22 protein-coding genes are annotated in these 25840 nt (G+C 63.7%); 15 read left to right on the top strand and 7 right to left on the bottom strand.

Annotation, left to right across the window (positions count from 1 at the left end; genetic code table 11):
* Positions 1-9: 9 nt before the first annotated feature.
* The 3 genes from A8V01_RS09870 to A8V01_RS09860 all read left to right on the top strand — a co-directional run bounded on the left by A8V01_RS09870 (position 10) and on the right by A8V01_RS09860 (position 2946).
* A complete protein-coding gene (locus A8V01_RS09870) occupies positions 10-783 on the top strand; it encodes an SDR family NAD(P)-dependent oxidoreductase (RefSeq protein ID WP_103095672.1) in 774 nt (257 codons plus the stop codon).
* Between the two features lie 100 nt (positions 784-883).
* The gene (locus A8V01_RS09865) at positions 884-2029 is read left to right on the top strand and encodes an acyl-CoA dehydrogenase family protein (RefSeq protein ID WP_103095671.1); all 1146 of its coding nucleotides are present in this window, start codon (positions 884-886) and stop codon (positions 2027-2029) included.
* A complete protein-coding gene (locus A8V01_RS09860) occupies positions 2029-2946 on the top strand; it encodes an acyl-CoA dehydrogenase family protein (protein WP_103095670.1) in 918 nt (305 codons plus the stop codon). Before A8V01_RS09865 ends, A8V01_RS09860 begins: the two co-directional genes overlap by 1 nt.
* A gap of 1 nt (position 2947) precedes the next feature.
* On the opposite strand, the gene A8V01_RS09855 is transcribed toward A8V01_RS09860, so the two are convergent.
* Positions 2948-4066 carry a helix-turn-helix transcriptional regulator gene (locus A8V01_RS09855; RefSeq protein WP_245892405.1) on the bottom strand — a complete coding sequence of 373 codons (1119 nt, stop codon included), beginning with the start codon at positions 4064-4066 and terminating at the stop codon, positions 2948-2950.
* Between the two features lie 75 nt (positions 4067-4141).
* On the opposite strand from A8V01_RS09855, the gene cysD reads away from it, so the two are divergent.
* The 10 genes from cysD (at position 4142) to A8V01_RS09805 (ending at position 14980) form a co-directional block, all read left to right on the top strand.
* Complete coding sequence (gene cysD, locus A8V01_RS09850; protein WP_103095668.1) at positions 4142-5044, top strand: sulfate adenylyltransferase subunit CysD; 903 nt, start codon at positions 4142-4144, stop codon at positions 5042-5044.
* Complete coding sequence (gene cysN, locus A8V01_RS09845) at positions 5044-6966, top strand: sulfate adenylyltransferase subunit CysN (RefSeq protein WP_103095667.1); 1923 nt, start codon at positions 5044-5046, stop codon at positions 6964-6966. The genes cysD and cysN overlap by 1 nt, the downstream gene beginning before the upstream one ends.
* The gene (locus A8V01_RS09840; RefSeq protein WP_103095666.1) at positions 6966-7703 is read left to right on the top strand and encodes a 3'(2'),5'-bisphosphate nucleotidase CysQ; all 738 of its coding nucleotides are present in this window, start codon (positions 6966-6968) and stop codon (positions 7701-7703) included. Before cysN ends, A8V01_RS09840 begins: the two co-directional genes overlap by 1 nt.
* A 146-nt stretch (positions 7704-7849) precedes the next feature.
* Positions 7850-8524 carry a TetR/AcrR family transcriptional regulator gene (locus A8V01_RS09835; protein WP_103095665.1) on the top strand — a complete coding sequence of 225 codons (675 nt, stop codon included), beginning with the start codon at positions 7850-7852 and terminating at the stop codon, positions 8522-8524.
* Between the two features lie 179 nt (positions 8525-8703).
* Positions 8704-9687: an acrylyl-CoA reductase (NADPH) gene (gene acuI / locus A8V01_RS09830; RefSeq protein ID WP_103095810.1), complete on the top strand. Its 984-nt coding sequence runs from the start codon at positions 8704-8706 to the stop codon at positions 9685-9687.
* Positions 9688-9741: 54 nt separating this feature from the next.
* The gene (locus A8V01_RS09825) at positions 9742-11445 is read left to right on the top strand and encodes a class I adenylate-forming enzyme family protein (RefSeq protein WP_211294994.1); all 1704 of its coding nucleotides are present in this window, start codon (positions 9742-9744) and stop codon (positions 11443-11445) included.
* A gap of 2 nt (positions 11446-11447) precedes the next feature.
* Complete coding sequence (locus tag A8V01_RS09820; RefSeq protein WP_103095664.1) at positions 11448-11867, top strand: nuclear transport factor 2 family protein; 420 nt, start codon at positions 11448-11450, stop codon at positions 11865-11867.
* Between the two features lie 125 nt (positions 11868-11992).
* A complete protein-coding gene (locus A8V01_RS09815; RefSeq protein WP_103095663.1) occupies positions 11993-12730 on the top strand; it encodes an SDR family oxidoreductase in 738 nt (245 codons plus the stop codon).
* A gap of 39 nt (positions 12731-12769) precedes the next feature.
* Complete coding sequence (locus A8V01_RS09810) at positions 12770-14251, top strand: aldehyde dehydrogenase family protein (protein ID WP_103095662.1); 1482 nt, start codon at positions 12770-12772, stop codon at positions 14249-14251.
* A gap of 6 nt (positions 14252-14257) precedes the next feature.
* On the top strand, positions 14258-14980 hold the full coding sequence (locus tag A8V01_RS09805; protein ID WP_103095661.1) for a TetR/AcrR family transcriptional regulator: 723 nt from the start codon (positions 14258-14260) through the stop codon (positions 14978-14980).
* A gap of 24 nt (positions 14981-15004) precedes the next feature.
* Here A8V01_RS09805 and A8V01_RS09800 read toward each other — a convergent pair whose 3' ends face one another.
* Together A8V01_RS09800 and A8V01_RS09795 are read right to left on the bottom strand one after the other, a co-directional pair.
* Positions 15005-15826, bottom strand: coding sequence for an enoyl-CoA hydratase/isomerase family protein (locus A8V01_RS09800; protein ID WP_103095808.1), 822 nt, complete (start codon positions 15824-15826; stop codon positions 15005-15007).
* 10 nt (positions 15827-15836) lie between these two features.
* Positions 15837-18023 carry an acyl-CoA dehydrogenase family protein gene (locus A8V01_RS09795; RefSeq protein WP_103095660.1) on the bottom strand — a complete coding sequence of 729 codons (2187 nt, stop codon included), beginning with the start codon at positions 18021-18023 and terminating at the stop codon, positions 15837-15839.
* 236 nt (positions 18024-18259) lie between these two features.
* Here A8V01_RS09795 and A8V01_RS09790 point away from each other — a divergent pair, with 236 nt between their 5' ends.
* Entirely contained in the window at positions 18260-19600 is a 1341-nt protein-coding gene (locus A8V01_RS09790) for an amidohydrolase family protein (protein ID WP_103095659.1), read from the top strand.
* Positions 19601-19672: 72 nt separating this feature from the next.
* On the opposite strand, the gene A8V01_RS09785 is transcribed toward A8V01_RS09790, so the two are convergent.
* Complete coding sequence (locus A8V01_RS09785) at positions 19673-20485, bottom strand: helix-turn-helix domain-containing protein (protein ID WP_103095658.1); 813 nt, start codon at positions 20483-20485, stop codon at positions 19673-19675.
* Between the two features lie 133 nt (positions 20486-20618).
* Between A8V01_RS09785 and A8V01_RS09780 the strand changes: the two genes are divergently transcribed.
* Entirely contained in the window at positions 20619-21764 is a 1146-nt protein-coding gene (locus A8V01_RS09780) for an enoyl-CoA hydratase/isomerase family protein (protein WP_245892404.1), read from the top strand.
* Here A8V01_RS09780 and A8V01_RS09775 read toward each other — a convergent pair.
* Genes A8V01_RS09775 through A8V01_RS09765 form a run of 3 tightly spaced genes read right to left on the bottom strand, consistent with a single transcriptional unit; the run spans position 21699 to position 25835 of the window.
* Positions 21699-23138 (bottom strand): amidohydrolase family protein, encoded by a 1440-nt coding sequence (locus A8V01_RS09775; RefSeq protein ID WP_103095657.1) that lies wholly within the window; start codon positions 23136-23138, stop codon positions 21699-21701. The genes A8V01_RS09780 and A8V01_RS09775 overlap by 66 nt on opposite strands.
* Positions 23132-24352: a CoA transferase gene (locus tag A8V01_RS09770; RefSeq protein ID WP_103095656.1), complete on the bottom strand. Its 1221-nt coding sequence runs from the start codon at positions 24350-24352 to the stop codon at positions 23132-23134. Before A8V01_RS09770 ends, A8V01_RS09775 begins: the two co-directional genes overlap by 7 nt.
* The gene (locus tag A8V01_RS09765) at positions 24336-25835 is read right to left on the bottom strand and encodes a class I adenylate-forming enzyme family protein (protein ID WP_103095655.1); all 1500 of its coding nucleotides are present in this window, start codon (positions 25833-25835) and stop codon (positions 24336-24338) included. The genes A8V01_RS09770 and A8V01_RS09765 overlap by 17 nt, the downstream gene beginning before the upstream one ends.
* Positions 25836-25840: the final 5 nt, after the last annotated feature.

Raw genomic sequence — 25840 nt, 5'->3', positions numbered from 1 at the left:
GAGCGCAGGATGAAGGACAAGGTCGCAATCGTCACCGGCGCGGCGGGTGGCATCGGCGAGGCCATCGTGCGTTCGCTGGGGGCGCGGGGTGCACGGGTGCTGGGTACAGGCCGAAACGATGCGAAGCTGGCGGCGCTCAAGGGCGCGCTGGGCGATACGGTGGCGTTTGATTTCGTTGCCGTGGACGCCACAGCGCAGGACGCTCCGGCGCGGATCGTGCAGGGCGCGGTCGAGAAGTTCGGCCGGCTGGACGTACTGGTCAACAATGCCGGCTCGTTCAATTTCGGCCCGGTGGATCAGACCACTGACGCGATGCTGGACGAAGTTCTCGACATATCCCTGCGCGCGCCCTTTCGGCTCTGCCGCGAGGCTTTGGCCCATATGCCGGAAGGGGGGGCGATCGTGTTCATCGGGTCTACCTGGGGCATCTACGGCACGCCCGGCGGCGGCGCCTATTCCACCGTGAAGGCGGGGCAGATCGGCCTCATGCAGACACTGGCGGCAGAGTACGGGCCGCGCGGCGTGCGCGCCAATTACGTGGCGCCAACGGTTGTCCGCACGGAGATGACGGACGCGTTCTGGGATCTCGACTTCTTCCGCCGCACCAACCACGAACTGACACCGCTGCAGCGTGATTGCACAGCCGCCGATATCGGCGCGATGGTGGCGTTCCTGGCCTCGGACGAGGCCGGCTTCGTCAACGGTCAGACCATTGCGGTGGACGGGGGAATATCGACCACGCGCTATGTTTCGCCCGCAGCCATAGGGGCGGTGCGCCAGTAGCGCCCTGTGCGGCAATCGTGCGGGCGATTGCAGCGGCCGCGTGGTTGTGGGCCACGCCTCCCTGTGCCTAACGAGAGGTCGAGAGGAGGGCGCCGCCCCGATGCAATTCGAATGGACCGCCGAGCAGGACGCGTTCCGGCACAAGATCCGGGACTTCCTGCACGCCAACCTTCCCGATGACTGGGAGAAGTTCTCCGAACATGGCCCGGCATCCCCGGCGCTGACCGCGTTCGCGCGCGAATTCTGCGTGAAGCTGGCCGAAGCGGGCATCCTGTTCCCGCACTGGCCGGTGGAGATGGGCGGAGAGGGGCTGGGCCCGTGGGAACAGCAGATCCTGTCCGAAGAGATGTGGATCGCGGGTGAGCCGCGCGGCGGTCAGTACATGAACGTCAACTGGATCGGCCCCACGCTTGAAAAGTACGGCAGCGCGGAACAGAAGGCGCGCTATCTGGAACCGATCACACGCGGGGAATCGCTATGGTGCCAGGGCTTTTCCGAGCCTGACGCCGGATCGGACCTTGCATCGCTGCGCACCCGCGCGACGCTGACGGACGGCAACTACGTCATCAACGGCCAGAAGATCTGGACCAGCTACGCAGGCCTTGCCGACACCTGCTTCCTGCTGACGCGCACCAGCGATGATCGCAAGAAGGGCATCACCATCATCCTCGTGCCGATGGATACCCCCGGCATCACCGTGCGCCAGATCCCCTCACTGATCGGGGAGGGGGACATCCATGAAGTCTTCTTCGACGATGTCACCGTGCCCGAAACGGCGCGCTTCGGGGCGGAAGGGCAGGCGTGGGAGATCGTCGCCTATTCGCTGCGCAATGAACGTCTCGGCATTCCGCGCTTCACGCTGGCGCGCGCGGCGCTCGATCGCGGAGTGGCGATGCTGCAGGGGCAGGGACGCTTCACCCGCGAACACGTGCGCATAGAGGCGGCGCGCTGCGCGGCTCTGTGCGAAGCGGCGGGTACTGCGAACTATGCGGTCGTCCAGAAGCGGGTCGATGGCCTTGCGATCGGTGCGGAATCCAGTTCCGCGCGTTACGCCACCGTCATGGCCGAACGGGCGGTGTGCGAATTCGTGGTCGAATTCCTGCCCGAAGCGCTTGCAGGCGCTTCACCCTACCTCAAGATGCACCATCAGCGCGGCATCGTTGCCGGGGTGGCTGCGGGGGCTGCGGAAATCCAGCTCAACATCATCGCCAGCGATGTGCTGGAACTGCCTCGGGAGCCGCGCTGATGGACTTGTCTCTCAACGAGGACCAGCGGCAGGTTCTCGACTTCATCGACAGCCTTGCGCGGCCCTTTGCAGGGGTGCCGTTGCACGACGTATCGCTGGCGCTGGAGAGCGCCGATCTTGACGCGCAACTCTTGGAAAACGGCTTTCTCGACGTCATGGCGGTCGAGGAACTTGGCCCCGTTACCGCTGCACTGGTGGTGGAGAAGCTGGCGCGGCTGCCCTTCGCGGTGGAGGCGGCGGCATCGTCCTTCGTGCGCCCGCTGATCGATGCCGAATTGCCGCGCCCGCTGTGCCTTGTCGAAGAGGGGCGTGTCACAGGCCCTGTGCGCTTTCTGCGCCCCGGCGCTACGATTGTGGTGGTGGGACCATCGGGCGTGCGCAGTTTCACGGCGGACGACAGCATGATCGCACCGGCGCAGGAGGATACGCTCTATGCTTATCCAGTCGCTTTCCTGACCGCCCTGCCGGACCGCATGGCCACGCATGAGGCTGACCCGGCGCAAGTCCTGCGCGCGTGGCGCGTCGCGATCGCGGCAGAGATGGCGGGGCTGCTGGGGGCTGCTCTGGCTGCCACGGTTACTTACGTGTCGGAGCGCAAGCAGTTCGGCCGTCCGCTCGCGACGTTCCAGGCAATGCGGCATCGGCTGGCAGAAGATCAGGTGATGACCAATTCGGTCTACTGGCTGGCGCTGCGCGCGGCGGGGACGGGCGATCCGGGGGACGCCGCGCTGGCCCTGCTGCATGCGCAGGATGCGGCGAAGCGGGTGTGCTACGACTATCACCAGTTCCTTGGCGGCATGGGCATGACGCTGGAGCATCCGCTGCACTTGTGGACTTATCGCCTCAAGCTGCTGACCGCCGAACTGGGCGGGCGCGGAGAACAGGGTCTGGCCGCGGCGACCGCGCTCTGGGGCTGATCTACCCCATCACCGCCACGCTGTCGCTCACCAGCCGGACCAGTTCGGCCTGTCCGCGCACCCCCAGCTTGGCGTAGAGACGCTTGGAATAGTTGCGCGCGGTTTCCAGCGTCAGGCCCATCCGGTCGGCGGCTTCTGCGATGGAGTGTCCTTCGTTGAGCGCGATCGCCAGTTCCGCTTCGCGCGGGGGCAGGTCGAACAACTGCGCCAGCCGCTCCACACTTTCAGGAGTGCGTGCATTGGGCAGACGGCAGAGCGCCAGCATGGAAGGGCGCGGCATGTCGCTGGTGGTGGTCAGCAGTGCCTCCAGACGCGGCGCTTCATGCAGCATCACCGCGCGCGGCGGCGGCGGTGCGTCCGAGGTGAACTCTACCGCCGCCGCAGCCAGTTCACGCTCGGCATGTACGCCGATATCGCGCAGACGATCGCCTACGCGCGGAGCATAGCCAAGGTTCGCGCGCATCCATGCTTCAAGGCGCAGGTCGATGCCGTAGAGCCGCGCGTCGCGGTCGAACACCATCCACGCGGTTGCGCTGCGGGCCATGCCCTGCGTGCTGACACTGGCGCGGATGCGATGGTCCTCCAGCGTCACGTAACTGCGCAGCGCCGCCCCCACATAAGGCGCCAGCGCGGAAAGCAGGGCGCTGTCCGCCGCCTCGCACGGCTTCGCGCGGGCAAGGATCAGCCAGGCGTCAGTGCCCAGCACCCCCGGCAGACGTACCACCCGTTCATCCGCGATGCCGAGGCGGGACATCTTGGCCATGCGCTCGGCCCGGAAGACGGGGTCGTGATCGACGAACTCCCCTACGCTGTAGACACGGCCGGGACGCAACTGGTCGTAATGCAGGCGTTCCAGCGCATGCATCTCGAATGGGTCGAGTTCGCGTGCTTCGCTGCGCAAGTCTCTCCCGGCGTGGAAGTCGGTGATCTGTGCATGCACGCCGTCGCCCAGCTTCATCACGATGCTCACGTATTCGGCATCGCTGCGGCGACGCAGCCGCTCCAGAAACTCCCGGAACTGAGCCGCATCGCCAACTCCCGCTATCAGCGGCAGCAGCAAATCTGTCTCGTCTGTCGATGTAAGCGCCATACCTTCCTCCCATATGGGAGGTTCTCGCATTTGTCATCCTTGCGAAGAGCGATTCGAGCCCATCAAGAGGGCGACCCTGCGAAGGCCAAAGGACCAGAGATCCTGATGAAAACCCTGACGCACCTCGACAGACTCGAGGCCGAAGCCATCCACATCATCCGCGAAGTCGTTGCCGAAGCCGAAAAGCCGGTGATGCTCTATTCGGTGGGCAAGGACAGCGCCGTGATGCTGCACCTTGCGCGCAAGGCGTTCTATCCTTCGCCGCCGCCGTTCCCGCTGCTCCACGTCGATACCACGTGGAAATTCAAGGCGATGTACGAACTGCGCGACAAGATGGCCCGCGACAGCGGCATGGAACTGCTGGTCTACCAGAACCCGGAAGCAGCGGAGAAGGGCATCAATCCCTTCGACCACGGCGCGCTTCACACCGACATGTGGAAGACCGAGGGGCTCAAGCAGGCGCTCGACAAGTACGGCTTCGATGCGGCTTTCGGCGGCGCCCGCCGCGATGAGGAGAAGAGCCGCGCCAAGGAGCGTATCTTCTCGTTCCGCACCTCCTCGCACGGCTGGGACCCGAAGAACCAGCGTCCGGAACTCTGGAACCTCTACAATGCCCGCAAGGCACGCGGGGAATCGATCCGCGTGTTCCCGATCTCCAACTGGACCGAGCTGGATATCTGGCAGTACATCCACCTGAACGACATCCCCATCGTCCCGCTCTACTTCGCAGGCAAGCGCCCCACCGTGGAGCGCGACGGCATGCTGCTGATGGTCGATGACGAACGCTTCCCGCTCAGGGAAGGCGAGGTGCCGGTCGAACGCTCGATCCGCTTCCGCACGCTGGGCTGCTACCCGCTGACGGGCGCGGTGGAGAGCGAGGCGAAGACGCTTCCCGAAGTGATCCAGGAAACGCTCCTCACCACCACCAGCGAGCGGCAGGGCCGCGCCATCGACAAGGACGCCGGCGGTGCCGGCATGGAAGTCAAGAAGCAGCAGGGGTACTTCTGATGGCCGATATCGACACCAAGGAAGCCGTCTACGTCACCGACAAGCTGATTGCCGAGGACATCGACGCCTATCTCGTCCAGCACGAACACAAGACGATGCTGCGCTTCATTACCTGCGGCAGCGTCGATGACGGCAAGTCCACCCTGATCGGCCGCCTGCTCTACGATTCGAAGATGATCTTCGAGGACCAACTGGACGCGCTCCAGTCGGACTCCAAGAAGGTCGGCACGCAGGGGCAGGAGATCGACTTCGCACTGCTGGTAGACGGTCTTGCCGCCGAGCGTGAGCAGGGCATCACCATCGACGTGGCCTATCGCTTCTTCAACACCGAGAAGCGCAAGTTCATCGTTGCCGACTGCCCCGGTCACGAACAGTACACCCGCAACATGGTGACCGGCGCCTCTACCGCCGACCTTGCGGTGATCCTGATCGATGCGCGCAAGGGCGTGCTGGTGCAGACGCGCCGCCATTCCTACCTGTGCCACCTGATCGGCATCCGCAACGTGGTGCTTGCGGTCAACAAGATGGATCTTGTCGGCTACGACCAGAAGGTCTTCGACGATATCGTTGCCGAGTATTCCGAGTTCGCGCAGTCGATCGGGATCGAAAGCTTCACCGCGATGCCGATCTCCGGCTTTAAGGGTGACAACATCACCACGCCTTCGGCAAATACGCCGTGGTACACCGGCCCGACGCTGGTTGAGCATCTGGAGAGCGTGGAGGTTCTGTCCTCGGTCGATGCCGACAAGCCGCTGCGCCTGCCGGTGCAGTGGGTGAACCGTCCGAACCTTGATTTCCGGGGCTTCTCGGGCCTGATCGCGACCGGATCGGTCAAGCCGGGCGACAAGATCCGCGTTCTGCCCTCGGGCAAGACCAGCACGATCACCCGTGTGGTAACATATGATGGCGATCTGGACGAAGCCGTGGCCGGCCAGTCGGTTACGGTGTGTTTCGAAGATGAAATCGACTGCTCGCGCGGGTCGGTGATTGCCGTTGCCGACAATCCGCCGCAGACGGCCGACCAGTTCGAAGCGACTTTCGTGTGGATGGCCGACGAGGCGCTGGTGCCGGGCCGTGCCTATTGGCTCAAGCTTGGTACGCAGACTGTCTCGGCCACGGTCGCCGCGCCCAAGTACACCGTCAACGTCAATACCATGGAGCACATGGCGGCCAAGACGCTTGACCTCAACGCGATCGGCGTGGCGGAACTGACGACCGACAAGCAGGTGGTCTTCGAACCTTACGCAGACAACCGCGCGCTGGGCGGGTTCATCCTGATCGACAAGATGACCAATGCCACGGTGGCGGCGGGCATGATCAACTTCTCCTTGCGCCGTTCGCAGAACGTCCACTGGCAGGCGGTCGACATCGATCGCAAGCAGCACGCGGGGCTCAAGAACCAGAAGCCTGCGGTGCTGTGGTTTACCGGCCTTTCGGGTTCGGGCAAGTCCACCATCGCCAACATGGTCGAGAAGAAGCTGCACCGGATGAACCGGCACACCTTCCTGCTCGACGGTGACAACGTGCGCCACGGTCTGAACAAGGATCTGGGCTTCACCGAGGCGGACCGCATCGAGAACATCCGCCGCGTGGGCGAAGTGTCGAAGCTGATGACCGACGCGGGCTTGATCGTGATCACCGCTTTCATCTCTCCGTTCCAGGCGGACCGCGAGATGGTGCGTTCGATGCTGCCCGATGGAGAGTTCATCGAGGTGTTCATCGATACCCCTCTGAAGGTTGCGGAAGCGCGTGACGTCAAGGGCCTCTACAAGAAGGCACGTTCTGGCGAACTGAAGAACTTCACCGGGATCGACAGCCCCTACGAAGCGCCGCGCAATCCCGAAGTGCGGATCGACACCACCGTTGTCTCGCCCGAGGAAGCCGCTGACATCATCGTCAACACCCTGCTGGGAGACGCCTGATGACCTATACCGACGGCGATCTCGCGGCAAAGCTGGCGGACGAGGCCGGCAAGATCCTGCTCAGCGTGCGTGCCTCCGGACTGTTCGGGGGCAAGGCGCTGGGCAAGGCGGGGGACCAGACCGCCAACCAGTTCCTTTGCCACGCCCTTCGCGAACAGCGCCCGCAAGACGGCCTGCTCTCCGAAGAGGAGAAGGACAACGCCGAGCGCCTGTCGATGAGCCGGGTGTGGATCGTCGATCCGGTGGATGGCACCCGCGAATACGGCGAGGAGCGGTCCGACTGGGCCGTCCATGTCGGCCTTGCGGTGGACGGCAAGCCGGTGCTGGGCGCGGTGGCGCTACCAGGAGCGGATCTTGTGTTGCGTTCCGACCAGCCGGGCGAAGTTCCACCCGCGCCCGACAAGCTGCGCATGGTCGTCAGCCGTACTCGCCCGGCCAGGGAGGCCACCAGCGTAGCCGAGACGATCGGCGCGGAACTGGTGCCGATGGGCTCTGCCGGGGCCAAGGCGATGGCGATCCTGCTGGGGCAGGCGGACATCTACCTGCATTCCGGCGGGCAGTACGAATGGGACAGCTGTGCCCCTGCCGCCGTGGCGCTCGGCTGGGGGCTCCATGTCTCTCGGATCGATGGTTCGCCGCTCGTCTACAACCAGAGCGACGTCTACATGCCGGACCTGCTGATCTGCCGGAAGGAACACGCCGAGATGGTTCTGCGCGAGGTTGCAGCGCTGGTGTGATCGATGCGTCGTCCCGGTGAATGCCGGGACGACGATATGTTGCTATCGATTGTGTATCACATCTCAGTCAACATTGCTGTTCAATGACCGCCTCGCTATAGCCGACCGCTTTCCCGGCATTAGGGGCCGGGCATGAAGGGGCTGTGATGGAAGCGAGGACAAGGCGCCGGGTCAGGGACCCGATCGCGACGCGCGAGACGATCCTCGAAGCGGCAAGCAACCTGCTTGCCAAGGACGGGCTGGAGGGCGTCAGCCTTTCCGCGGTGGCGCATCTCGCGGCGGTAAACCGGGGCACCGCGTACCAGCACTTCGAAACGCGCGAAAAGCTGATCGAGGCGACGATCGAATGGGTTTCCGACAAGCTTTTCCGCGCCGTCTTCGGCGATCCCGAAACCATTGGCGATCGCCGCGTGGAGGAAGTCGACACGGCGGCATTGACTGACCGCCTGTGCGATTTCGCCATGGAAAATCCCGAGATCTGCCGGGTCTGGCTGCAGCAGGTATTGGCCTCTCCCGATCCCAGCCAGGACCCTTTCTGGCGCGAATATGCCGGATCGCTCCAGCGGTTTGCCGATACGAAGCTGGCGATGCCGGGGATCGATGCCGAAGTGTTTTCGGTGATGAACCTTGCGGGCGTGTTTTTCTGGCCGATCTTCGCGCGCGCCCATGCCGCGAACGAAGAGGAGCGCAACGCTTTGACCAAGCGCTTCAGCCACGAAATCCTGCGCCTGTCGATGTACGGGTCGATGAACGCCGCGCGCTTCCCCGAAGTGGCGGCGCGGCTTGAGGCCGAAGAAGAGGCTGCGTCTTCAAGCAACTGAAGTTTACTGCGAGGGGGCTTCGACCAGCCCTTTCGCCGGTCCGGGCAAATGACGCCCGCGCACTTCCATTTCGCCTCCGCGATGCCATGTCCTGATGGCATTGACGCATGGGGTCCGAACCCGTCAGCACGGATGGCGAGTTCGACCCCGTATCGGGCCGAAGAAGGAGTGTGCACCTGATGTTTTCCGCCATCGTCATCGACAAGACCGAAGAAGGCCAGACCGTCGGCCTGCAGCAGCTGGACGAAAGCGCGCTGCCCGAAGGCGACGTGACCATTGACGTTGCCTACTCCACGCTGAACTTCAAGGACGGGCTTGCGATCACCGGCGCCTCGCCGGTCGTGCGCAAGTTTCCGATGGTGCCGGGCATCGATCTTGTCGGCACCGTGACCGAAAGCAGCCATGGCGACTGGAAGGCCGGAGACACCGTCGTCCTCAACGGCTGGGGCGTGGGTGAAGTCCACTGGGGCGGTCTGGCGCAGAAGGCGCGGCTCAAGGGTGACTGGCTGGTGCCGCTGCCTGCGGCCTTCACTCCGGCGCAGGCGATGGCGATCGGCACGGCGGGCTATACCGCTGCACTTTGCGTCGATGCGCTGGTGGACTGGGGCGTCACGCCCGATCAGGGCGAAGTGCTCGTCACCGGCGCCACCGGCGGCGTCGGCTCAGTCGCGATCGCGATCCTCAAGAAGCTGGGCTATTCGGTTGCCGCGCTGACCGGAAAGCCCGCAGAGGCTGACTATCTCAGGGCGCTCGGCGCAGAAACCGTCATCGACCGTGCGGAACTTTCCGAAAAGGGCAAGCCGCTGCAGAAGGAGCGCTGGGCGGGCGTGGTCGACACTGCGGGCAGCTTCACCCTTGCGAATGCCTGCGCGCAGACGAAGTACGGCGGCGCGGTGGCGGCATGCGGTCTGGCGCAGGGCGCGGACCTTCCCGCTACCGTCATGCCCTTCATCCTGCGCGGCGTGGCGCTGCTGGGCATCGACAGCGTCATGGCGCCCAAGGCGAAGCGCCTGAAGGCATGGCATCGTCTTGCGAAAGACCTCGACCCTGCAGCACTCGACACCATCGGGCAGACGATCGGCCTTGGCGATGCGGTCGACGCTGCGAAGAAGTTCATGTCGGGTGAGGTCAAGGGCCGTTTCATCGTCGACGTGAACGCCTGATCGCGAAAGCGGCGGGTGCGTGCCCGCCGCTTCGCCATAAAGAAGAGGATGGACATGACGGGTTCGGTCAAGGTGGTGGACGGCCTTTCCGTTGTCCACGGCATTCCGCTGGATGAGGAACAGGGCATCGGCGCGCTGACGCTGGGCGGCTACGTGCGTGAAGTCACGGCACGCTACGGCCCGCGTGAGGCGGCGGTCATCCACCTTGACGGAGAGGTGATCCGCTGGACCTACGACGATCTTTATGCCCGGTCGCTGGAAGTCGCGAAATCACTGCTGGCGCTGGGCACCGGCAAGGGAACGCGCGTTGGCGTGCTGATGACCAACCGGCCCGAATTCCTTGCCGCCGTGTTCGGTGCGGCGCTGGCTGGGTGCGTGGCAACCCCGATCAGCACGTTCTTCACTCCCGCCGAACTCGAAGTGGTGCTAAAGGCTTCGGGCGTGTCGGTGCTGCTGCTAGAGCGCGCGGTTCTGAAGAAGGACTTCGCCGAGATGCTCGCGGGTCTGGAGCCTGAAGTCCTGACCGCAAGGCCGGGCACGCTCGCCTCGCGCAAGTTTCCCTTCCTGCGCTATGCGGCGATGATAGACAGCGATGCGCCGCACGGCATGATAGAGACGTTCGCGGCATTTCGCGCGCGCGGCGAAACGGTATCCGAAGAGCTGGTGCTGGCGGCCAGCGATGCCGTGGCCCCGTCCGATCCCGGCATCCTGCTGTTTTCCTCTGGTTCGACCGGCAAGGCGAAAGGCATCCTCAGTGCGCATCGCGGGGTGTGCCTGCAGTTGTGGCGCTGGCCGCAGTGGTACGCGATCCGGGACGATCTTCCCGCCCGCACATGGTCCGCGAACGGCTTCTTCTGGTCGGGCAACTTCGCCTCGGCGCTGGGCGGCACGCTGTCACGCGGAGGGACGCTCGTGTTGCAGCGCTGGTTCGACGCGGTGGAAGCGCTTGACCTCATGGCGGCAGAGCGCGCCAACATGGCGCTGGCCTGGCCGCACCAATGGCCGCAGCTGGAAGCCGCGCCGAACTACCGCGACGTGGACTTGTCCGCGCTGGTCTATGTCGATGCCAACATGCCGATCGCGCGCCAGCCCACGGTTTCGACCACATGGCGCGAACCGGGGCAGGCATACGGAAATACCGAGACTTTCACATTGATCACCGTGTTCCCGGCGGGCACGCCGGAAGCGATCGCGGCCAAGTCGCACGGCATCCCCACCGCAGGTTCGACGATCAAGATCGTCGATCCCCTGACCGGCTCCACGATGCCGCTTGGCGAACGCGGCGAGATCGCGGTCAAGGGCGCCACGGTAATGCTTGGCTACATCGGCATCCCGCTTGACGAATCGACCGACGGCGACGGTTTCCTGCGCACCGCGGACGGCGGCTACGTCGACGCGCAAGGTCGCCTGTTCTGGGAAGGCCGCCTCAACGATATCATCAAGACCGGCGGCGCCAACGTATCCCCGCTTGAGATTGACGAGGTCATTCGCGCTCATCCCGAAGTGAAGGTTTCGCAGACGGTCGGCGTGCCTGACGAACTGCTGGGCGAACTTGTCGTCTCGTGCATCGTGCCGGTGGAGGGGGCCAGCCCCAGTGCCGATGCGATCCGCGATTTCGCCAAGGAAAAGCTCGCCAGTTACAAGCTGCCCAGGCGCATCCTGTTCGTGGCGGAGGGCGATCTCAAGACGACCGGCAGCGCTAAGATCAAGACCGCCGACTTGCGCAAGCTGGCGGCAGAGCGGCTGGCGGACGCCTGACGGTGGCGGTCCCGGATTTTGCCGACTGGCTGGCGATCTGCAACCTCAAGGCCGCTTATTGCCGCCTGCTCGACACCAAGGACTGGGAAGGCTGGAAGCAGCTTTTCACAGTCGATTGCGTGCTCGACACGACCGACAGCGGCGGAACTCGGGAACAGGGACGCGATATATTCGTGGCGCAAGTCAGCGCCGCGCTGGCGGGCGCGAAGACGGCGCATCACATCCATTCGCCCCAGATCGAGATCGACGGGGATCGGGCGCAGGTTGTCTGGGCGATGCAGGACCGCGTTATCAGGGATGACTTCGCCCTGACCGGCTATGGTCACTATCACGAAACGTGCGTGCGCACGGCACAAGGCTGGAAGATCGCCGAGCAGAGGCTGACGCGTCTTATCCTCGATGTGGAGCAGCCTGCGGGCTGATCGGCTCGCGCGGTTCATCGCCCCGGCGGGTGGCGTCGCGATAGGCGGCGCTCTGGCGAGCGGCTATGGTGCAATGTGTAGAAGCCGACCCGCGAAGTTATCGGGCGGCAGGGAGCGGAGGAAGCGTGGGCAAGACCATCGTGATCACAGGCGCCGGGGCTGGGCTGGGCAAGGCTCTGGCGCAGCGTTTTGCCGCCGAAGGCGAAACCGTGGTCCTGCTTGGACGCACCTTGTCCAAGGTGCAGTCCCTGGCGGACGAACTGGGCGCGCCGGCCATGGCGGTGGAATGCGATGTCGCTGATGCGGGATCGGTGCGCGCGGCCTTCGCGCGGATTGCCGAAGTGCACCCCCGGATCGACGTGCTGATCAACAACGCAGGGATCTACGAACCCTTCACCGTGGCCGAGGCGACGGACGAGCAGATCGACAGCATCCTGAACACCAATCTCAAGGGGCCGATATACTGCTGCCGCGCGGCGATCCCGATGATGGAAAGCGGGGGGCTTATCATCAATGTCGGCAGCGAGTCGGTGGCGGTGCCCTTCGTCATGCTGTCGCTCTACCAGTCGAGCAAGGCCGGGCTGGAGATGTTCACTTCGGCGCTGGAAACAGAGCTGGAGGAATCAGGTATCCGTGTTGCCTTGCTGCGCGCGGGGCCGATGTATGATGAAGGCAAGTCTTCGCCCAACTGGGATCGGGATGCGGCGATGCGCTTCCATATGGGCTGCGCGAAGAACGGTATCGACCTGCGGGCGCGGCCGATCTCGCATTCGGCTTCGCCTACCGGCGTATTCCGCGCTGTGATCGACCTGCCGCCGGACGTGCGCGTCAGCCATATCTCGATCGGTGCACGCAAGATCTGACCATTCGGGCCTGAACCCATTTTGCCAAGGACAAGAACAATGACCACTCTTCCCGACGCCAGGCTCTACATCGACGGCAAGCTGAGTGGCGCCAGTTCCGGCGCGACTTTCGACGTGATCAGCCCCTGGACCGGCGAGCCGGTTGGCAAGGCTGCCGACGCCACAACCGATGACGTGAATGCGGCGATCGCCGCCGCCCGTCACGCATTTGACGAGACCGACTGGTCCACCAATGTCGAAAAGCGCGTCGCATTGGTGAAGAAGTACCGCGAACTGTTCGAACGCGAACGTCCCCGTCTGGCGCAGCTGGCGATCCATGAGGCAGGGGCGGCGCAAGGCGCGGTCGGGCGCGCCCATGTCGGCATGGCGATCGATGGCTGGGACGATTACATGGCCGTGTTCAACAAGCTGGAATGGGAGAAGGATTACGGCGAAAAGCCGGCCTTCGGCATGATCCACAAGCGCATCGGCGTGCGCGAGGCGGTGGGCGTCGTCGGTGCGATCACGCCGTGGAACGTCCCGCTCTACGTCAATATCGGCAAGGTTGTGGCCGCGCTGCTGGCGGGATGCACGGTGATCCTCAAGCCCGCACCGGACACGCCCGGCATGGGTGCGATCTTTGGTGAACTGGCGGCGGAAGCAGGCTTTCCCGACGGTGTTATCAACGTGGTGTTCGGCGCCGATCCGGCGCTTGCGGGTGAAATGCTGGTCACCGATCCGCGCGTGGACCTGATCTCGTTCACGGGCTCAACAGGCGTGGGCAAGCGCATCATGGAGCAGGGCGCGGGCACCCTCAAGCGGGTGTTCCTGGAACTGGGCGGCAAGTCGGCCAAGATCGTGCTCGACGATGCGCCGAATTTCGCGATGGACGTGGCGATGTCGATGCTGGTGTTCCACGCCGGGCAGGGCTGCGCCGTCCATTCGCGCTTGCTGGTTCCGCGCAGCCGTTATGAGGAAGCCAAGGCCATTCTCAAGGGCGCTTACGGCAATTTTGGCGACAACTGGGGCGACGTGGAAAATCCCGCGCACATCATGGGGCCGGTCGTGTCACGTCGGCAGATGGAGCGGGTGAAGGGCTACATCGATCTTGGTCAGGAAGAAGGTGCCACGCTGCTGGCAGGCGGCAACATCCGCCCGGACAAGGGCGGTGGATATTTCGTGGAGCCGACGTGCTTCGTGGACGTTACCAATGACATGCGCATCGCCCAGGAAGAGATTTTCGGCCCGGTCCTGGTCGTCATTCCCTATGAGGATGACGACGATGCAGTGCGCATCGCCAACGAAAGTTCCTATGGCCTGTCAGGCGGTGTGTCGGGCAGCCATGACCGCGCGATCGCCATCGCCCGCAAGGTGCGCACCGGATCTATGAGCGTGAACAACGGCATGTGCATCGCCGGGGATATTCCCTTCGGTGGTTTCAAGGCCAGCGGCATGGGCCGTGAATGGGGCCTTGAAGGGATCGAGGAATTCACCGACGTGAAGATGCTTGCCTGGCCCGTCGGTCAGGTAGAAGCCGCCTGAGGCACAATGTACGGCGGGGCTGGCGATAGCGATCATTTCGCGGCCCTGCCGTTGCCGCTTGCCGAGGCGGTGACCACCGCCTGCGGGGCGATCAGCCACAATCTCAATGGCCAGCGGCTCGGCCGCAAGGGCAGGGTGACTCGAGAGCGCATTCTTGCGGCGGCGATCGAACTGATCGAGGCTTCGGAAGAGCCGGTGACGCTGGCCCGCGTGGCGCGAGCGGCGTCGCTGGGCATGACCTCGGTCTACAACTACTTCACCGACATGACCGAGTTGCTGCTGGCGGTGCTCGATCCGGTGATGGCCACTGCGAAGGACGATTACCTTTCGCTGGTGCAAGGACGCTGGCCTGACGAAGAACTCTATGCACGCTGCTACGCTTTCGTGCGCGCCTACCATGGTTTCTGGGCGCGGCATTCGCGCCTGCTGCACATGCGCAATGCACTGGCGGACCAGCAGGATGCGCGGATGATGAAGCACCGCATCCGTTCCAGCCGTCCGATCATTGCGCTACTGGTGCGGCAGATGGGAGAGGAACCGGTCGGCCTTGGGCCGCACACCTCCATGGCGACGATGGTGATGATCGGGATCGAACGATCCGTGACGCTGGTTACGGACAGGGAATTGCGCAAGCTCGTCGGTATCGAGCCGGAACTGAGCGAGGATCGCTACCTTGTGCCGGGGGCAAGGCTGATGGAATTCGCCATCAGCGATGCCAGGGCGTTATGAACGGGGAGGGAAGGGGGCGGCCCCTCACTTTCCCTTGCCACCCACTCCCTTCAGATAGGCTTCCATGCCCTTGATGTAGTCCGGGTTCAGCATCAGGCCGCTGTTCCCCATACGCTCGACATGGCGTGCGGAATCGCGGCCAAGTTCGGCGCAGAGTTCGATAGCCACCTTGGCCGCGCCCATCTGTTCCCCATTCTGCTTCGCCAGGTGTCGGCAGAAATCCATCACCTCCGCGTCGAACGCCTCATCCTCGTAGACCTGATGCACCAGCCCCATGGTGAAGGCCATGTCGGCACTGGCGGGCTTGTTCGCCATGATCAGCCAGCGCGCCCAGTGCGGCCCGCAGATCCGCGTGAGCCGAGATACGCCGCCCGACGCCGGCAACACGCCGAAAAGCCCCTCGGGAAAGGCATAGGCGGCGCTTTTCGCGGCAAGGCGAAAGTCGCACGACAGGCTCATCTCCAGCCCGCCGCCCACGCACATTGCGTGATGGGCAGCGACGATCGGCTTTTCGACATGCTCTATCTCGTCCCAGAGCTGCTGCATGTTGTTGAGGTTGAGCCGGTGGTTCTCGCGGATCTTGCTGGCGGAATTGGCTGCGACATTCGCATCAGAGACGATGTTGCGGTTGCCACCGCGCAAATCGGCGCCCGAACTGAAATAGCGCCCGGCAGAGCGGATCAGCATGACCTTGAGGTCTTCCCGCTCGCGCAGGCGCAGCACGGCCTCGGTCAGCAGATCCATCATCTCGCGGCTGATGGCGTTGAGCTTGTCGGGCCGGTTGAGCGTGGCAATCAGAATGCCGTCGACTTCCTGGGTCAGCAGGTGCGGAGCTTTTTCGGTCATCGTCATCTCCTCACCCGCGGGTGCGCGGCAGGCCAAGCCCGCGTTCGGCCACCATCGAACGATGCACTTCGCTGGTGCCGCCGTAGATCGTGGTGCCGGCTGCATGGCGGTAACACTGGTTGAGCAGCGCCACCGCACCTTCGCGCTTGGACAGAGAAAGAGGCGCCGTCAGGTCCAGCAGATCGCGACTGTCGCTGAGAAACTTCTCGGAGGAATACATCTTGGACATCGGGCCGAAGGCGTGGTTGGGCTTCTTCTCGATGCTGGACCACTGTGCGCGGTAGGTCAGCATGTCCGAGATCCACAGATGCGCCACGCTGCGGGCAAGCCGGCATTGGGTGCGCACTTCTCCCAGGATGCCAAGTTCGCCGGTGACTTCCTCTGCGGCCTCGATCATCGCTTTCATGACTTTGGAGAAGCCGCCGCCGTGTTCCAGCTCAAGCGCGGCGCTCATCGTCTTCGTGCCGCCGTCGATCTCGCCCAGACGCCAGGAATCGGGGATGACGACGCCATCGTAGAACGTGATGTTGGTGCGTTCGTCCTGGAAGGTGTGAACGGCCTGCACCGTCACGCCCTCGGTCTTGAGGGGCACGATGAACATCGTCAGCCCCTTGTGCTTGGGCACATCCGGGTTGGTCCGCGTCAGCATCAGCACGTAGCTGGAAAGGTTGGCGCCGCTGGTCCACATCTTGGTGCCGTCGATCCGCCAGGAACCGTCTTCAAGCTGCGTCGCCTTGCACTGCGCGGCAAAGACGTCCGAACCGCACGAGGGTTCCGAATAGCCCAGAGAGCACAGCACGTCCCCGCCCACGATCCTGGGCAGCACTTCGGCCTTGAGTTCGTCTGAACCGTACTTGTCGATCATCATCGCGACCATCGCAGCGACGTTCGCGCCGGGCGTGTTGTAGCCCTGTCGTTCCATTTCGCCCATCGCCGCGATGCGCGCATAGGGCGTGATGTTGCGGCCGGACAAGTGCTCGGGCAGGCCGGGGAACAGCAGGTTGTGATCGGCCAGCATCTTGTGCACTTCGGGCACATACCCCTCCCAGGAGTAGTGGAACCTGGCCTTCTGTTCAGGCGTCACCTTGGTGGCGAACAGGTCGGCGATTTCCGCGCAGACCTGGCGGGCCTCGTCACCAAGGTCAAAGTCGAGCGGAACTTCGCCGGAAGCGGGCAGGGGCACGGTTTCACCCGCATAGAGGCGGCGGCCGGCCTCTTCCAGCGCCAGCGCCGGATCGCCCGCAACCAGAGGCCACGCCTTGGCGCGCAGATTGTAGAGATGGACATCGTATTCATTGGAAAGGCCGTAGCCGCCAAATGTGTGCAGGCCCTGCGCGACGGACCGCGCGGCAGCATCGCAGGCGTACCAGTAGGCGAGCGAGATCGTCGCGGCGGCTTCGTCCGAATTGTCGAAGATGTCGCGGATCGCCTTCCACGCCAGGAACTTGGCGCCATCGACATCACACAAAAGGTCGGCAAGGGGGTGCGAAATGCCTTGGAAGGTGCCGATCAGCTGTCCGAACGCCTTGCGCTCTCCGGCGTAGACTGCCGCCATCTGCAACGCCTGCCGCCCGATCCCGGACAAGGCGACGGACATATACAGTTTCCACTCTTCCAGCGCGGCTGCAAATAGCGCGAGCGCTTCTTCGCCCGAACCGAGGATGACCGTTTCACCTGCAGCCAGGTCGATCTCTGCGATCGGCGTGGTGGCAAGGTTGGCTTCCGCCTTTGCTGCGGCAGGCGTGATCAGAACCACATCCGAACCTTGCCGCGCGATCACGGCTTTCGCCACGGCCCCGCCTGCGATCCATTGTTTGGTGTGCTGCGCAGCATCGTGCATGGCGATCGTCGCCACAGCCTCGCCGCCGATCACGGCTTCAAGCAGTTCTTCCTGCCCGCCAAGCTGGCCAAGGAGGCGCGCGGCGACCAGCGCTTCTGCAAGAGGGCCGGAGACAAGCGTGCGTCCGGCTTCTTCCATCAGCAGCGCCGCATCGAACAGGCCAAGGTCCATGCCGCCCGCGTCTTCGGGCACCCGCATGGCGAAGGCGCCAAGCTCTGCAAGGCCGTGCCAGAGTGCCGGGTCGAACCCATCCGTTTCCTGCGCCTTGCGGACGCGGACCATGCTTGAATGCTCGTCGAGAAAGCGCGCGAAAGTATCGCGCATCATTTCCTGTTCGTCGGTGAGGTCGAAGTTCATGTCAGGCTTTCCCGGAGCTTATCGTTTTGCTTCTCCATGGTCCTGAACACAGGTTCGAAAGGCGTTCAATCCGGCCCCGACCGCAATCGCGGGCGCGATGCGGCGAGCGAACGAGAGCGCCAATCGCACAAGCGATGGGTGGCGCGCGCGTGTGGCTAGCAAGACATGGGAACGATAGTCTCGCGGGCAAAACAGAAGCGGGAAGAAGCACCGGCGAAACGCAAGGGAGACGAGAGATGGAAATGAACGACATGGTCATCATCAGCGTCGATGACCACATCAGCGAACCGCCGGACATGTTCAGGAACCACTTGTCCGGTGATCTGCTCGAATCCGCGCCAAAGATGGTGAAGGATGAAAACGGCAAGGATGTCTGGGTCTATCAGGGGCAAAGCTTCGCCTCTGTGGCGCTTAACGCCGTGGTCGGTCGCCCGTTCGAGGAATACGGCATGGAGCCGACCTCGCTCGACCAGCTTCGCGATGGCGTCTACATGGTGGACGAGCGCGTGAAGGACATGGACGTCAACGGCATCGCGGCCTCGCTGAACTTCGGATCGGTGTTCGACTTTGCGGGCGGACGCCTGCATCGCGTGCCCGATCGCGACCTCGCCGTGAAGCATGTCAGTGCTTACAATGACTGGCACATCGATGAATGGTGCGGCGCGCATCCGGGGCGCTTCATCCCCTGTGCCATCCTGCCGACATGGAACATGGAAGCCACCGTCGCCGAATTGAAACGCGTAAGCGCCAAGGGGTGCCATACCGTCTCGATCAGCGAAAACCCGACGTGCCAGGGCTTGCCGAGCATCCACAACGAATACTGGAAGCCGTTCTACAAGGCCATCAACGAACTGGACATGACGATCTGCATCCACATCGGTGGCGGCAACCCGGCGCCGCATGCCTCGATGGAAACGCCGATCGAGGCATGGATTTCGACCATGCCGATGACCATCGCCTATGCCGCCTCCGACTGGCTGCAGCTTGAGGCGCTGCACGAATATCCCGACATGCGCATCGCGTTGTCGGAAGGTTCGATCGGTTGGGTGCCCTACTTCACCGAGCGCGCGGACTTCTCGAACTCCCGCCACAAGTACTGGACTCATTCGCGTTTCCAGGACCTGAAGCCAAGCGAGATGTTCCGGCGCCATTTCCTGAATTGCTTCATCGACGATGCGTTCGGCCTGCAGAACATCGGCTTCATCGGAGAGGACAACATCGCTTACGAATGCGATTATCCGCATTCCGACACCCTCTGGCCCGAAGTGCCCGAGCGGCTCTGGCCGACGATCAACCACCTTACAGACAGTCAGATAGACAAGATCACGCATCTCAATGCGATGCGCTGGTTCCGCTTCGATCCGTTCAGACACCATGCGCGAGCCGATCTGACGGTTGGCGCGCTACGGGCGAAAGCGGCAGCCGCAGGCGTCGATACCAGTCCCAAATCCTCGCTGGGCGAACGCCCGCTGGAAGAGGGTGAAGTGCGCCCCGTCACTTCGGGCGATATCATGAAGATGTTCATGCGCCACGAAGATGCCGATCGCCTGAACCGAATGGCCGGTCAGGAGGCTTGAGCGCCTGAGTAAAGAAAAAAAAAGGCCCCGCGAGACTGCTCGCGGGGCCTTTTTCCGTTGGAATGGGTAAAGTCAGGCGGCGTGCGAGAACTGTTCGACGCTTGACTGCGGGTGATGCGCCATAGGGTCGGGAAGGCAGGCACGCATGGCGTCGCGCAGGCACTGGAACAGAGCTTCGGGGTGCACCTTGTCGTCCTTTCCGTAAACGATGCTGACGACAAGCGGGTGGCCTTCCGGCTGGCGCGGGACAAGGCCACTCAGCGCGTCGGCGCCGGTGGCGAAACCGGCCGGGCCGAACAGGTGGCGCGGATCGCGGCAAGAATCGATGCGCGCCATCATTTCGGAGAAGGCGAACTTGTCCTGCTCTGCCGCTTCGGCATTAAGACGGCGCACCATTCCTTCGCACCGCTGGCGAGCGACGGTGGACAGCATCAGCCAGCCCGGCGCGCTGCGAGCCAGCGGCTCCTTGACGCCGCCCGCCAGTTCGCGTGTGGCAGCCGGGGCACGCGGCCCATGACGCCAGTTCACGATCTGCGCATCAAGGCCAACCATCGAATGCAGTGCCACGGACAGACCGGTCTGCGCCACAAGGCGATCCATGAGGCGCACGATACGACCATCACGTACCAGTTCCGGCTGGCCCGACGTGCCGATCAGCGCCGCGCGGGGCGTCAGGCTGTAGGCACGCGAATAGGGATCCTTGTGAAGCAGTCCCAGTTCGACAAGGCTTGAAAGCAGTTCCGAGGTGCTCGACTGCGGCCGGTTGTACCGGCGCACGATGTCCATGACGGTTGCTTCGCGGTGCGCGTCGTCGAAGTACTCCAGTACCTCGATCACGCGGCGTGCGATCTTTGCCTTGTTCGATGACGATGCCTTGCCAGCCATGAGGTCTCTCCTTCCCTCTCGCGTGGTTGATGAACTCGATCGTTAGCGTCGAGCCTTGCCTCAATCCCCGAGTCGTTGCCCAGATAACTGAGTCATTCTCGTTTTTTGCTGACTTTGGTTAGCATCAACATCGGTGTTCATCAAGCGCCGTTTGTGTATACGAAATGAAATTTGGACGAGACGGGCATGGCGCTCTGAGAAGAGGGCTGGATCCGGCGGATTTCCGGGGCTTGGTGATGGTGAGGTCACCCGCCGGGACTGGTCAAGATTGCGCGATTGCGCCATGCCTGCAGAGGGTGAAGGAGAATCAGGCAGAGTATATATGTCAGCCGGAATAGAAGAGAATTTGACTGTTCCGGCTGATGAGGTTGCCTTGAACGGATTCGCGCAGACCGCTCCTGCCTGCATTGTCGATTGCGCTAGGCCGTGCGTCTGGCCGGATACCCTGATGCTGCCGCCCTGGCCGGTGTTGGGCATCGGTGATCCCAACCATACATTTTCCTCCAGGTTGGATACAATGGTGGAGGAGGGGTTTGACGTCCTTAAGGTACGAGGCTCTGTGCAGGCGTTCCCACACGCTGCCGCGACTCTGGTTCAGTTGCTGCGGTTTCTGCCTGCACTGACTGTCGAGGATGGGCTTGTCGCCGAATCTCTTGCCTATGCGGCGTTGCAAGGCAGCAGTGAGCATCAGGGCTGGCTTTCGGGCCTTGAACGGTCATCACCACTGGCGCCGCAGGGACGGGTTGGATTGACTCGTGAGGAGGATGCGGTGATCGCCACGCTTGATCGCGCAGACGCAGGTAACGCTATTGACCGGCCAATGCGGGATGCCTTGCACGAAGCCTTCGCACTGGTGAACCTCGACCCGACGATTACGTCGATTACCCTGAAAGGGGCCGGGCGTGCCTTTTGCCTTGGCGCGGACCTTGCCGAATTCGGCACCACGCGCGACCCGGCGCTTGCTCACGCCATCAGACGGGCCACGCTCCCGGCAAACGAGGCGGCGCGATGCGCAGACCGCTTTCGGGCGGTGATCGATGGCGCTTGTGTGGGGGCAGGGCTTGAGCTGGCAGCCTTTGCCTCGCATATCACGGCAACGCGCCGTTCGTGGTTTCAGTTGCCCGAACTTGCGATGGGCATCCTTCCGGGAGCCGGTGGTTGCGTTTCGTTGACCCGTCGGATCGGGCGCCAGCGTACTGCGCTCATGGTCTTGTCAGGCCGGCGCATCAGCGCCGGCAAGGCGCTTGAATGGGGCCTTGTCGACGCGCTGGTAGATTAGCTTGCCCGCTGCCAGGACAAGGCTTACGTCGTCGCTGCGCAGCCGGGTGCGCGCTTGCGACCAGGGCCTGTCGAGAAGGCAAAGGTCAGCGATGGAACCCGGCTCAATGCTGCGCTGCCGGGAAAAATCGGCCGGATCTGCCAGATAGAAGCCAAGCGCCTTCTCGGGGGAAACGGCTTCCTGTGCGCTGATGACTACGCCGTTCGTGGTACGCCGGCTGACCGCCGCGGCCATCGAGCGCCAAGGGTCGGGGTTGCCGTAAGGCGCGTCGGTCCCGGCGCTGATGGCAATCCCGGCGTTCATCAGCGTACGCAGACGATAGAGGTCGGCGTGGTGATGCGGTTCTACTTCGGCAAGATAGCGCGTGCCATGCTCGGCGATGAAATGTGGTTGGGCGCAGGCCGCCAGCCCCAGCCGAGCCATTCGTTCGACAAGATCAGGCGCCGCGATAGAGACATGCTCGATACGATCGCCGGGGACGCATCCTGCCGTCTCGAGAAGTGCCAGCGTGAACACCAGTTCGACTTCGGTGACGCAGTGAACGGCGATTGCCCGACGTTGCGCGCGGGCGGCACGGATCAGGGCCAGCGTTTCGTCGAAATCAGGCAGGGCGTTCTCGTGCAGGTGCAGCTTGACCGGGCCGAGTGTGCAGGGGGCAGGCAGGCCCTTTGCCAGCGCGAGCGTCCCGGCAAGCGTGACTGACTGCAACAGATGTCCGTTCGCGATTTGCTGCGCGAAATGCTGCGCCACGGACGGGTCGTTGCGCGGCGACATATCGGTCAGCCCGGTGACGCCGAAACGGGCAAGGCGTTCGCTTGTCCCGGCAAAGTCAGGCAGCGTGCTGCCCAGCGCCTTACGTAGCCATTGATCTTCGTCGAACAGCCGGCCGGTATAGCGGTCACCGTCACGCTCAAGGCCTGGCGGCGCGTCGGCGTTTGCCAGCAGCGTTTCCAGCGCGCGCGAATTGAGCAGCCACATCCGGCCGGTACGATGCTGCATGCGCAGCGGCCGATCGGGCACCAGCCGGTCCAGCGCGGCGACGTCCGGCAAGGCTCCGCCGAGAATGCTTTCATGGAAGTCGACCGCGCGAAGCCATCCGGTGCCCGGCACTTTCAGGGCCAGCGCCAATTGCTGCGCGTCAGTGACTTGTGGTGAACCGCAGGACACAGAGGATTGCTGTGCCGCGAGTGCGGCAAGATGGATGTGGTGATCGTGCAGCCCCGGCAGCAGCAGCCCTCCGCCAGCGTGGATTACTTCTTCGCCCGGCAAAGGGGGGAGGGCGCCGATTTCCGCAATTCGCCCAGCGGTGACCCGAACATCGCCGCAAGTCCGGTTCGGACCGCCGGACCATATCTCCGCGTTGCGGATCAGCATCGCTCGAATGCGCCGAGATAGCGTTCGGTATCCGCCCCGATGGGCTGCAGGGTGCCCTGGATTTCGCGTCTCGACACCGGAGGAAACCGGCATCCGGATGCCAGCCCCCAGGCGCGGAGTTCGCTGTCGATCATGGCGCGATCGTGCTTTTGTTCCTCGTGCAGAGCAAGGGCTGTGATGCCGCTCATGGACAGCCCGATGCGAATGGCTGTGCCGCGTTGATAGGCGGCAAGCCCTTCCCGTGCCGCAACGATGCCGGTGAGCGGATCTGCGATCGCATCTCCGACGTAGCCGATGCCCCCTCCCGCGTCGGCCATGGCGCGGGTCAGGCCGGCTGCAACCCCGCAGTCGTTGCCGATGCCGACCCAGTTGGCGGGTTCACCGCTTGCACCATGACCGGTGATCGAGAGCCAGACAAGGCCGGGCGTCGTCTCGACCAGAGCATCGGCATCGATACCAAGCTGGCGCAAGGCGCGTGGGCGCGAGGATTCGATCACTATGTCCGCGCCCCGTATCAGGGATACGAGCGCAGCCTTCTGTCCTTCGTCCGCGAAGTCGATCAGGACGCTGGCCTTGCCCTGATTGATACGTTCGAACGTGGCAGGGTCATCCCGGCGGATCAGATCGGGCCGGGTAAGGCTTTCAACCTTGATGACCTCCATCCCGGCCTGCCACAGCAAGTGCCCGGCAAGAGGCCCGGCCCAGATCGCCGACAGATCGATGACCAGCGGCTTTTGCCGGATCGGCCCGTCTTTGTTCGGCCCGTATCTGTTCGGTCCACGTTGCATGAACTGTATCGCTGGCGAAGCGGGGATTTCGTCGATGCCGGCAACTGGCAGGCCCAGAACGCGTCCGACGCGGACAAGGTCGGCGCAGTCGTGCTGCAGCACAGCTGCTGCAATAGCGGTCCAGTCATCACAGTTGACGGCGGCATCGCCGAAAAGCGCGGGCAGCAGTTCGCGATCTATCTCGCGGATAAGGGTAAGCGCAAACCACCCGCCATCTTTTGTGCGCATAAGCCGGCTGCCGCCGATGCCTGCGGACGTGGTGCCGTTGATTACGTAACCTCCGTGATCGCCGCGCTCTCCCATCAGGGCAGAACCGTCGATCCTTGGAAGGCCGTAGGTCGCGTGCATCGCCCGCAGTTGCCGGTCTGCCCATCGCGCCAGGGGGATCGCGGGCGCAGCAACGGAAAGGTCAGCCTGCAAGGACATCCTTGACCTTGCGGCGCAGCAGCTTGCCCATTTCATTGTAGGGGAGTTCAGTCACGAAAGCGACCTTTTCGGGTACGCGTGAGGATCGCAAGCGCTGACGGACCAAGTCTTTCAACTCGTTCTCATGCGGTGCTTCATGCCCATCGCGAGTGACCACGGCGATGCCCACGGCCTCCCCCCATTCGACCGAAGGGATCGCGCAGGCGCAAGCGTCGGCGATGGCTGGGTGCGTGAGCAGCACGTCTTCGATCTCGCCGGGGGACATGTTCTCCCCCCCGCGCACGATGACGTCGTCCGCGCGGCCGGACAGGAACAGATAGCCTTCCTCGTCCATGTAGCCGGCATCGCGCGTGGGGAACCATCCGTCGGCATCCAGCGCGCTCTTTTCCTTGTACTCGCCCGATACCTGCTCGCCGCGGACGTAGATCTCTCCAGCCTCGCCAACGGGCATTACGCGGCCGTCATCGCCACGGATTTCCATTTCCACGGTGGGTATCGGCTTGCCCAGAGAAGTCAGGCGTGCGCGGATTTTGGAGTCGGAGGAAGCCAGCGCTTGGCGGTGGTCTTCCGGACCGAGCAGGGCAACGGTGGAACTGGTTTCCGTCAGTCCGTAAGCATTGGTGAAGCCTGCTGCCGGGAAACGCTCAAGCGCCTTGTGGATCACTTCCAGCGGCATCTTGCCTCCACCGTAAGCGATCGCGCGCAAGGACGCGATTTCGGCAGTGGTGCCATTGTCCATTGCTTCGATGATGCGCGAAAGCATGGTTGGCACGACGAACGCATTCGTCACGGCCTCCGCCTGCACCAGAGCCAGCCAGCCTTCTGGAGAGAAGCTGGGGAGCATGACGATCCTGCGCTGGGCGTAGATGGATGACAGCAGCGCCGATATCCCGGCAATGTGATAGGGCGGCACGACGACCAGTGCGGCATCGGCCTCATCGGCGCCAGCGAATTCAACCGTGCCCAGGATATACCCCAGCAGGTTCGAATGGCGCAGGATCGCTGCCTTGGGCGCTGCTGTGGTGCCGCTGGTGAACAACTGGATCGCAACGCCTTCACCGGGATCGTATTCGCGCGCGTCGTCCGCGGGCACGGTTTCCTGGGTCTGGAGGGTGAACTCCTCCCGCGAAAGGATGGTGTGGCCCTGATCCTGCGCGATGCGCGTCACCCGCTCCTCGTCGCCGATGACCAGTGCCGGGGCAATGCGGCCCAGCAGTGCCGCAAGGTCGGCATCGGGCAGGCGATAGTTGAGCGGACAATAGGGCACACCGGCCAGCGCCGCGCCGAAGACCGCGATGACTGCTGCCTCGCTGCTTTCGTCAAGCAGGGCGACATAGTCGGCCCCGCTGTCCTGGATAATGGCGAAAGCGCCGCGCGCTGCGGCAAGCAGGTCCGAATACGTCCAGCGCTTGCCGTCGCAGACAAGCGCGATGCGATCGGGCGCGGCCTCGGCCGCCATTTCGAGGAGGAGGGCGATGTTCATGATGG

The sequence above is a fragment of the Novosphingobium guangzhouense genome, assembly GCF_002896965.1.
Taxonomy (GTDB): Bacteria; Pseudomonadota; Alphaproteobacteria; order Sphingomonadales; family Sphingomonadaceae; genus Novosphingobium; species Novosphingobium guangzhouense.
The sequence above is the reverse complement of the archived record's forward strand: the minus strand, read 5'-3'. Positions and strand labels throughout refer to the sequence as shown.

What these genes read in the sequence shown, in the direction of transcription:
- A8V01_RS09805 (WP_103095661.1), top strand. Translation starts at nt 14,258, where the DNA reads ATGTACGGCGGGGCTGGCGATAGCGATCATTTCGCGGCCCTGCCGTTG.
- A8V01_RS09800 (WP_103095808.1), bottom strand. Translation starts at nt 15,826, where the DNA reads ATGACCGAAAAAGCTCCGCACCTGCTGACCCAGGAAGTCGACGGCATT.
- A8V01_RS09785 (WP_103095658.1), bottom strand. Translation starts at nt 20,485, where the DNA reads ATGGCTGGCAAGGCATCGTCATCGAACAAGGCAAAGATCGCACGCCGC.
- cysN (WP_103095667.1), top strand. Translation starts at nt 5,044, where the DNA reads ATGGCCGATATCGACACCAAGGAAGCCGTCTACGTCACCGACAAGCTG.
- cysD (WP_103095668.1), top strand. Translation starts at nt 4,142, where the DNA reads ATGAAAACCCTGACGCACCTCGACAGACTCGAGGCCGAAGCCATCCAC.
- A8V01_RS09825 (WP_211294994.1), top strand. Translation starts at nt 9,742, where the DNA reads ATGACGGGTTCGGTCAAGGTGGTGGACGGCCTTTCCGTTGTCCACGGC.
- A8V01_RS09870 (WP_103095672.1), top strand. Translation starts at nt 10, where the DNA reads ATGAAGGACAAGGTCGCAATCGTCACCGGCGCGGCGGGTGGCATCGGC.
- A8V01_RS09855 (WP_245892405.1), bottom strand. Translation starts at nt 4,066, where the DNA reads ATGCGAGAACCTCCCATATGGGAGGAAGGTATGGCGCTTACATCGACA.
- A8V01_RS09790 (WP_103095659.1), top strand. Translation starts at nt 18,260, where the DNA reads ATGGAAATGAACGACATGGTCATCATCAGCGTCGATGACCACATCAGC.
- A8V01_RS09860 (WP_103095670.1), top strand. Translation starts at nt 2,029, where the DNA reads ATGGACTTGTCTCTCAACGAGGACCAGCGGCAGGTTCTCGACTTCATC.
- A8V01_RS09835 (WP_103095665.1), top strand. Translation starts at nt 7,850, where the DNA reads ATGGAAGCGAGGACAAGGCGCCGGGTCAGGGACCCGATCGCGACGCGC.
- A8V01_RS09865 (WP_103095671.1), top strand. Translation starts at nt 884, where the DNA reads ATGCAATTCGAATGGACCGCCGAGCAGGACGCGTTCCGGCACAAGATC.
- A8V01_RS09775 (WP_103095657.1), bottom strand. Translation starts at nt 23,138, where the DNA reads ATGCTGATCCGCAACGCGGAGATATGGTCCGGCGGTCCGAACCGGACT.
- A8V01_RS09810 (WP_103095662.1), top strand. Translation starts at nt 12,770, where the DNA reads ATGACCACTCTTCCCGACGCCAGGCTCTACATCGACGGCAAGCTGAGT.
- acuI (WP_103095810.1), top strand. Translation starts at nt 8,704, where the DNA reads ATGTTTTCCGCCATCGTCATCGACAAGACCGAAGAAGGCCAGACCGTC.
- A8V01_RS09795 (WP_103095660.1), bottom strand. Translation starts at nt 18,023, where the DNA reads ATGAACTTCGACCTCACCGACGAACAGGAAATGATGCGCGATACTTTC.
- A8V01_RS09840 (WP_103095666.1), top strand. Translation starts at nt 6,966, where the DNA reads ATGACCTATACCGACGGCGATCTCGCGGCAAAGCTGGCGGACGAGGCC.
- A8V01_RS09770 (WP_103095656.1), bottom strand. Translation starts at nt 24,352, where the DNA reads ATGTCCTTGCAGGCTGACCTTTCCGTTGCTGCGCCCGCGATCCCCCTG.
- A8V01_RS09765 (WP_103095655.1), bottom strand. Translation starts at nt 25,835, where the DNA reads ATGAACATCGCCCTCCTCCTCGAAATGGCGGCCGAGGCCGCGCCCGAT.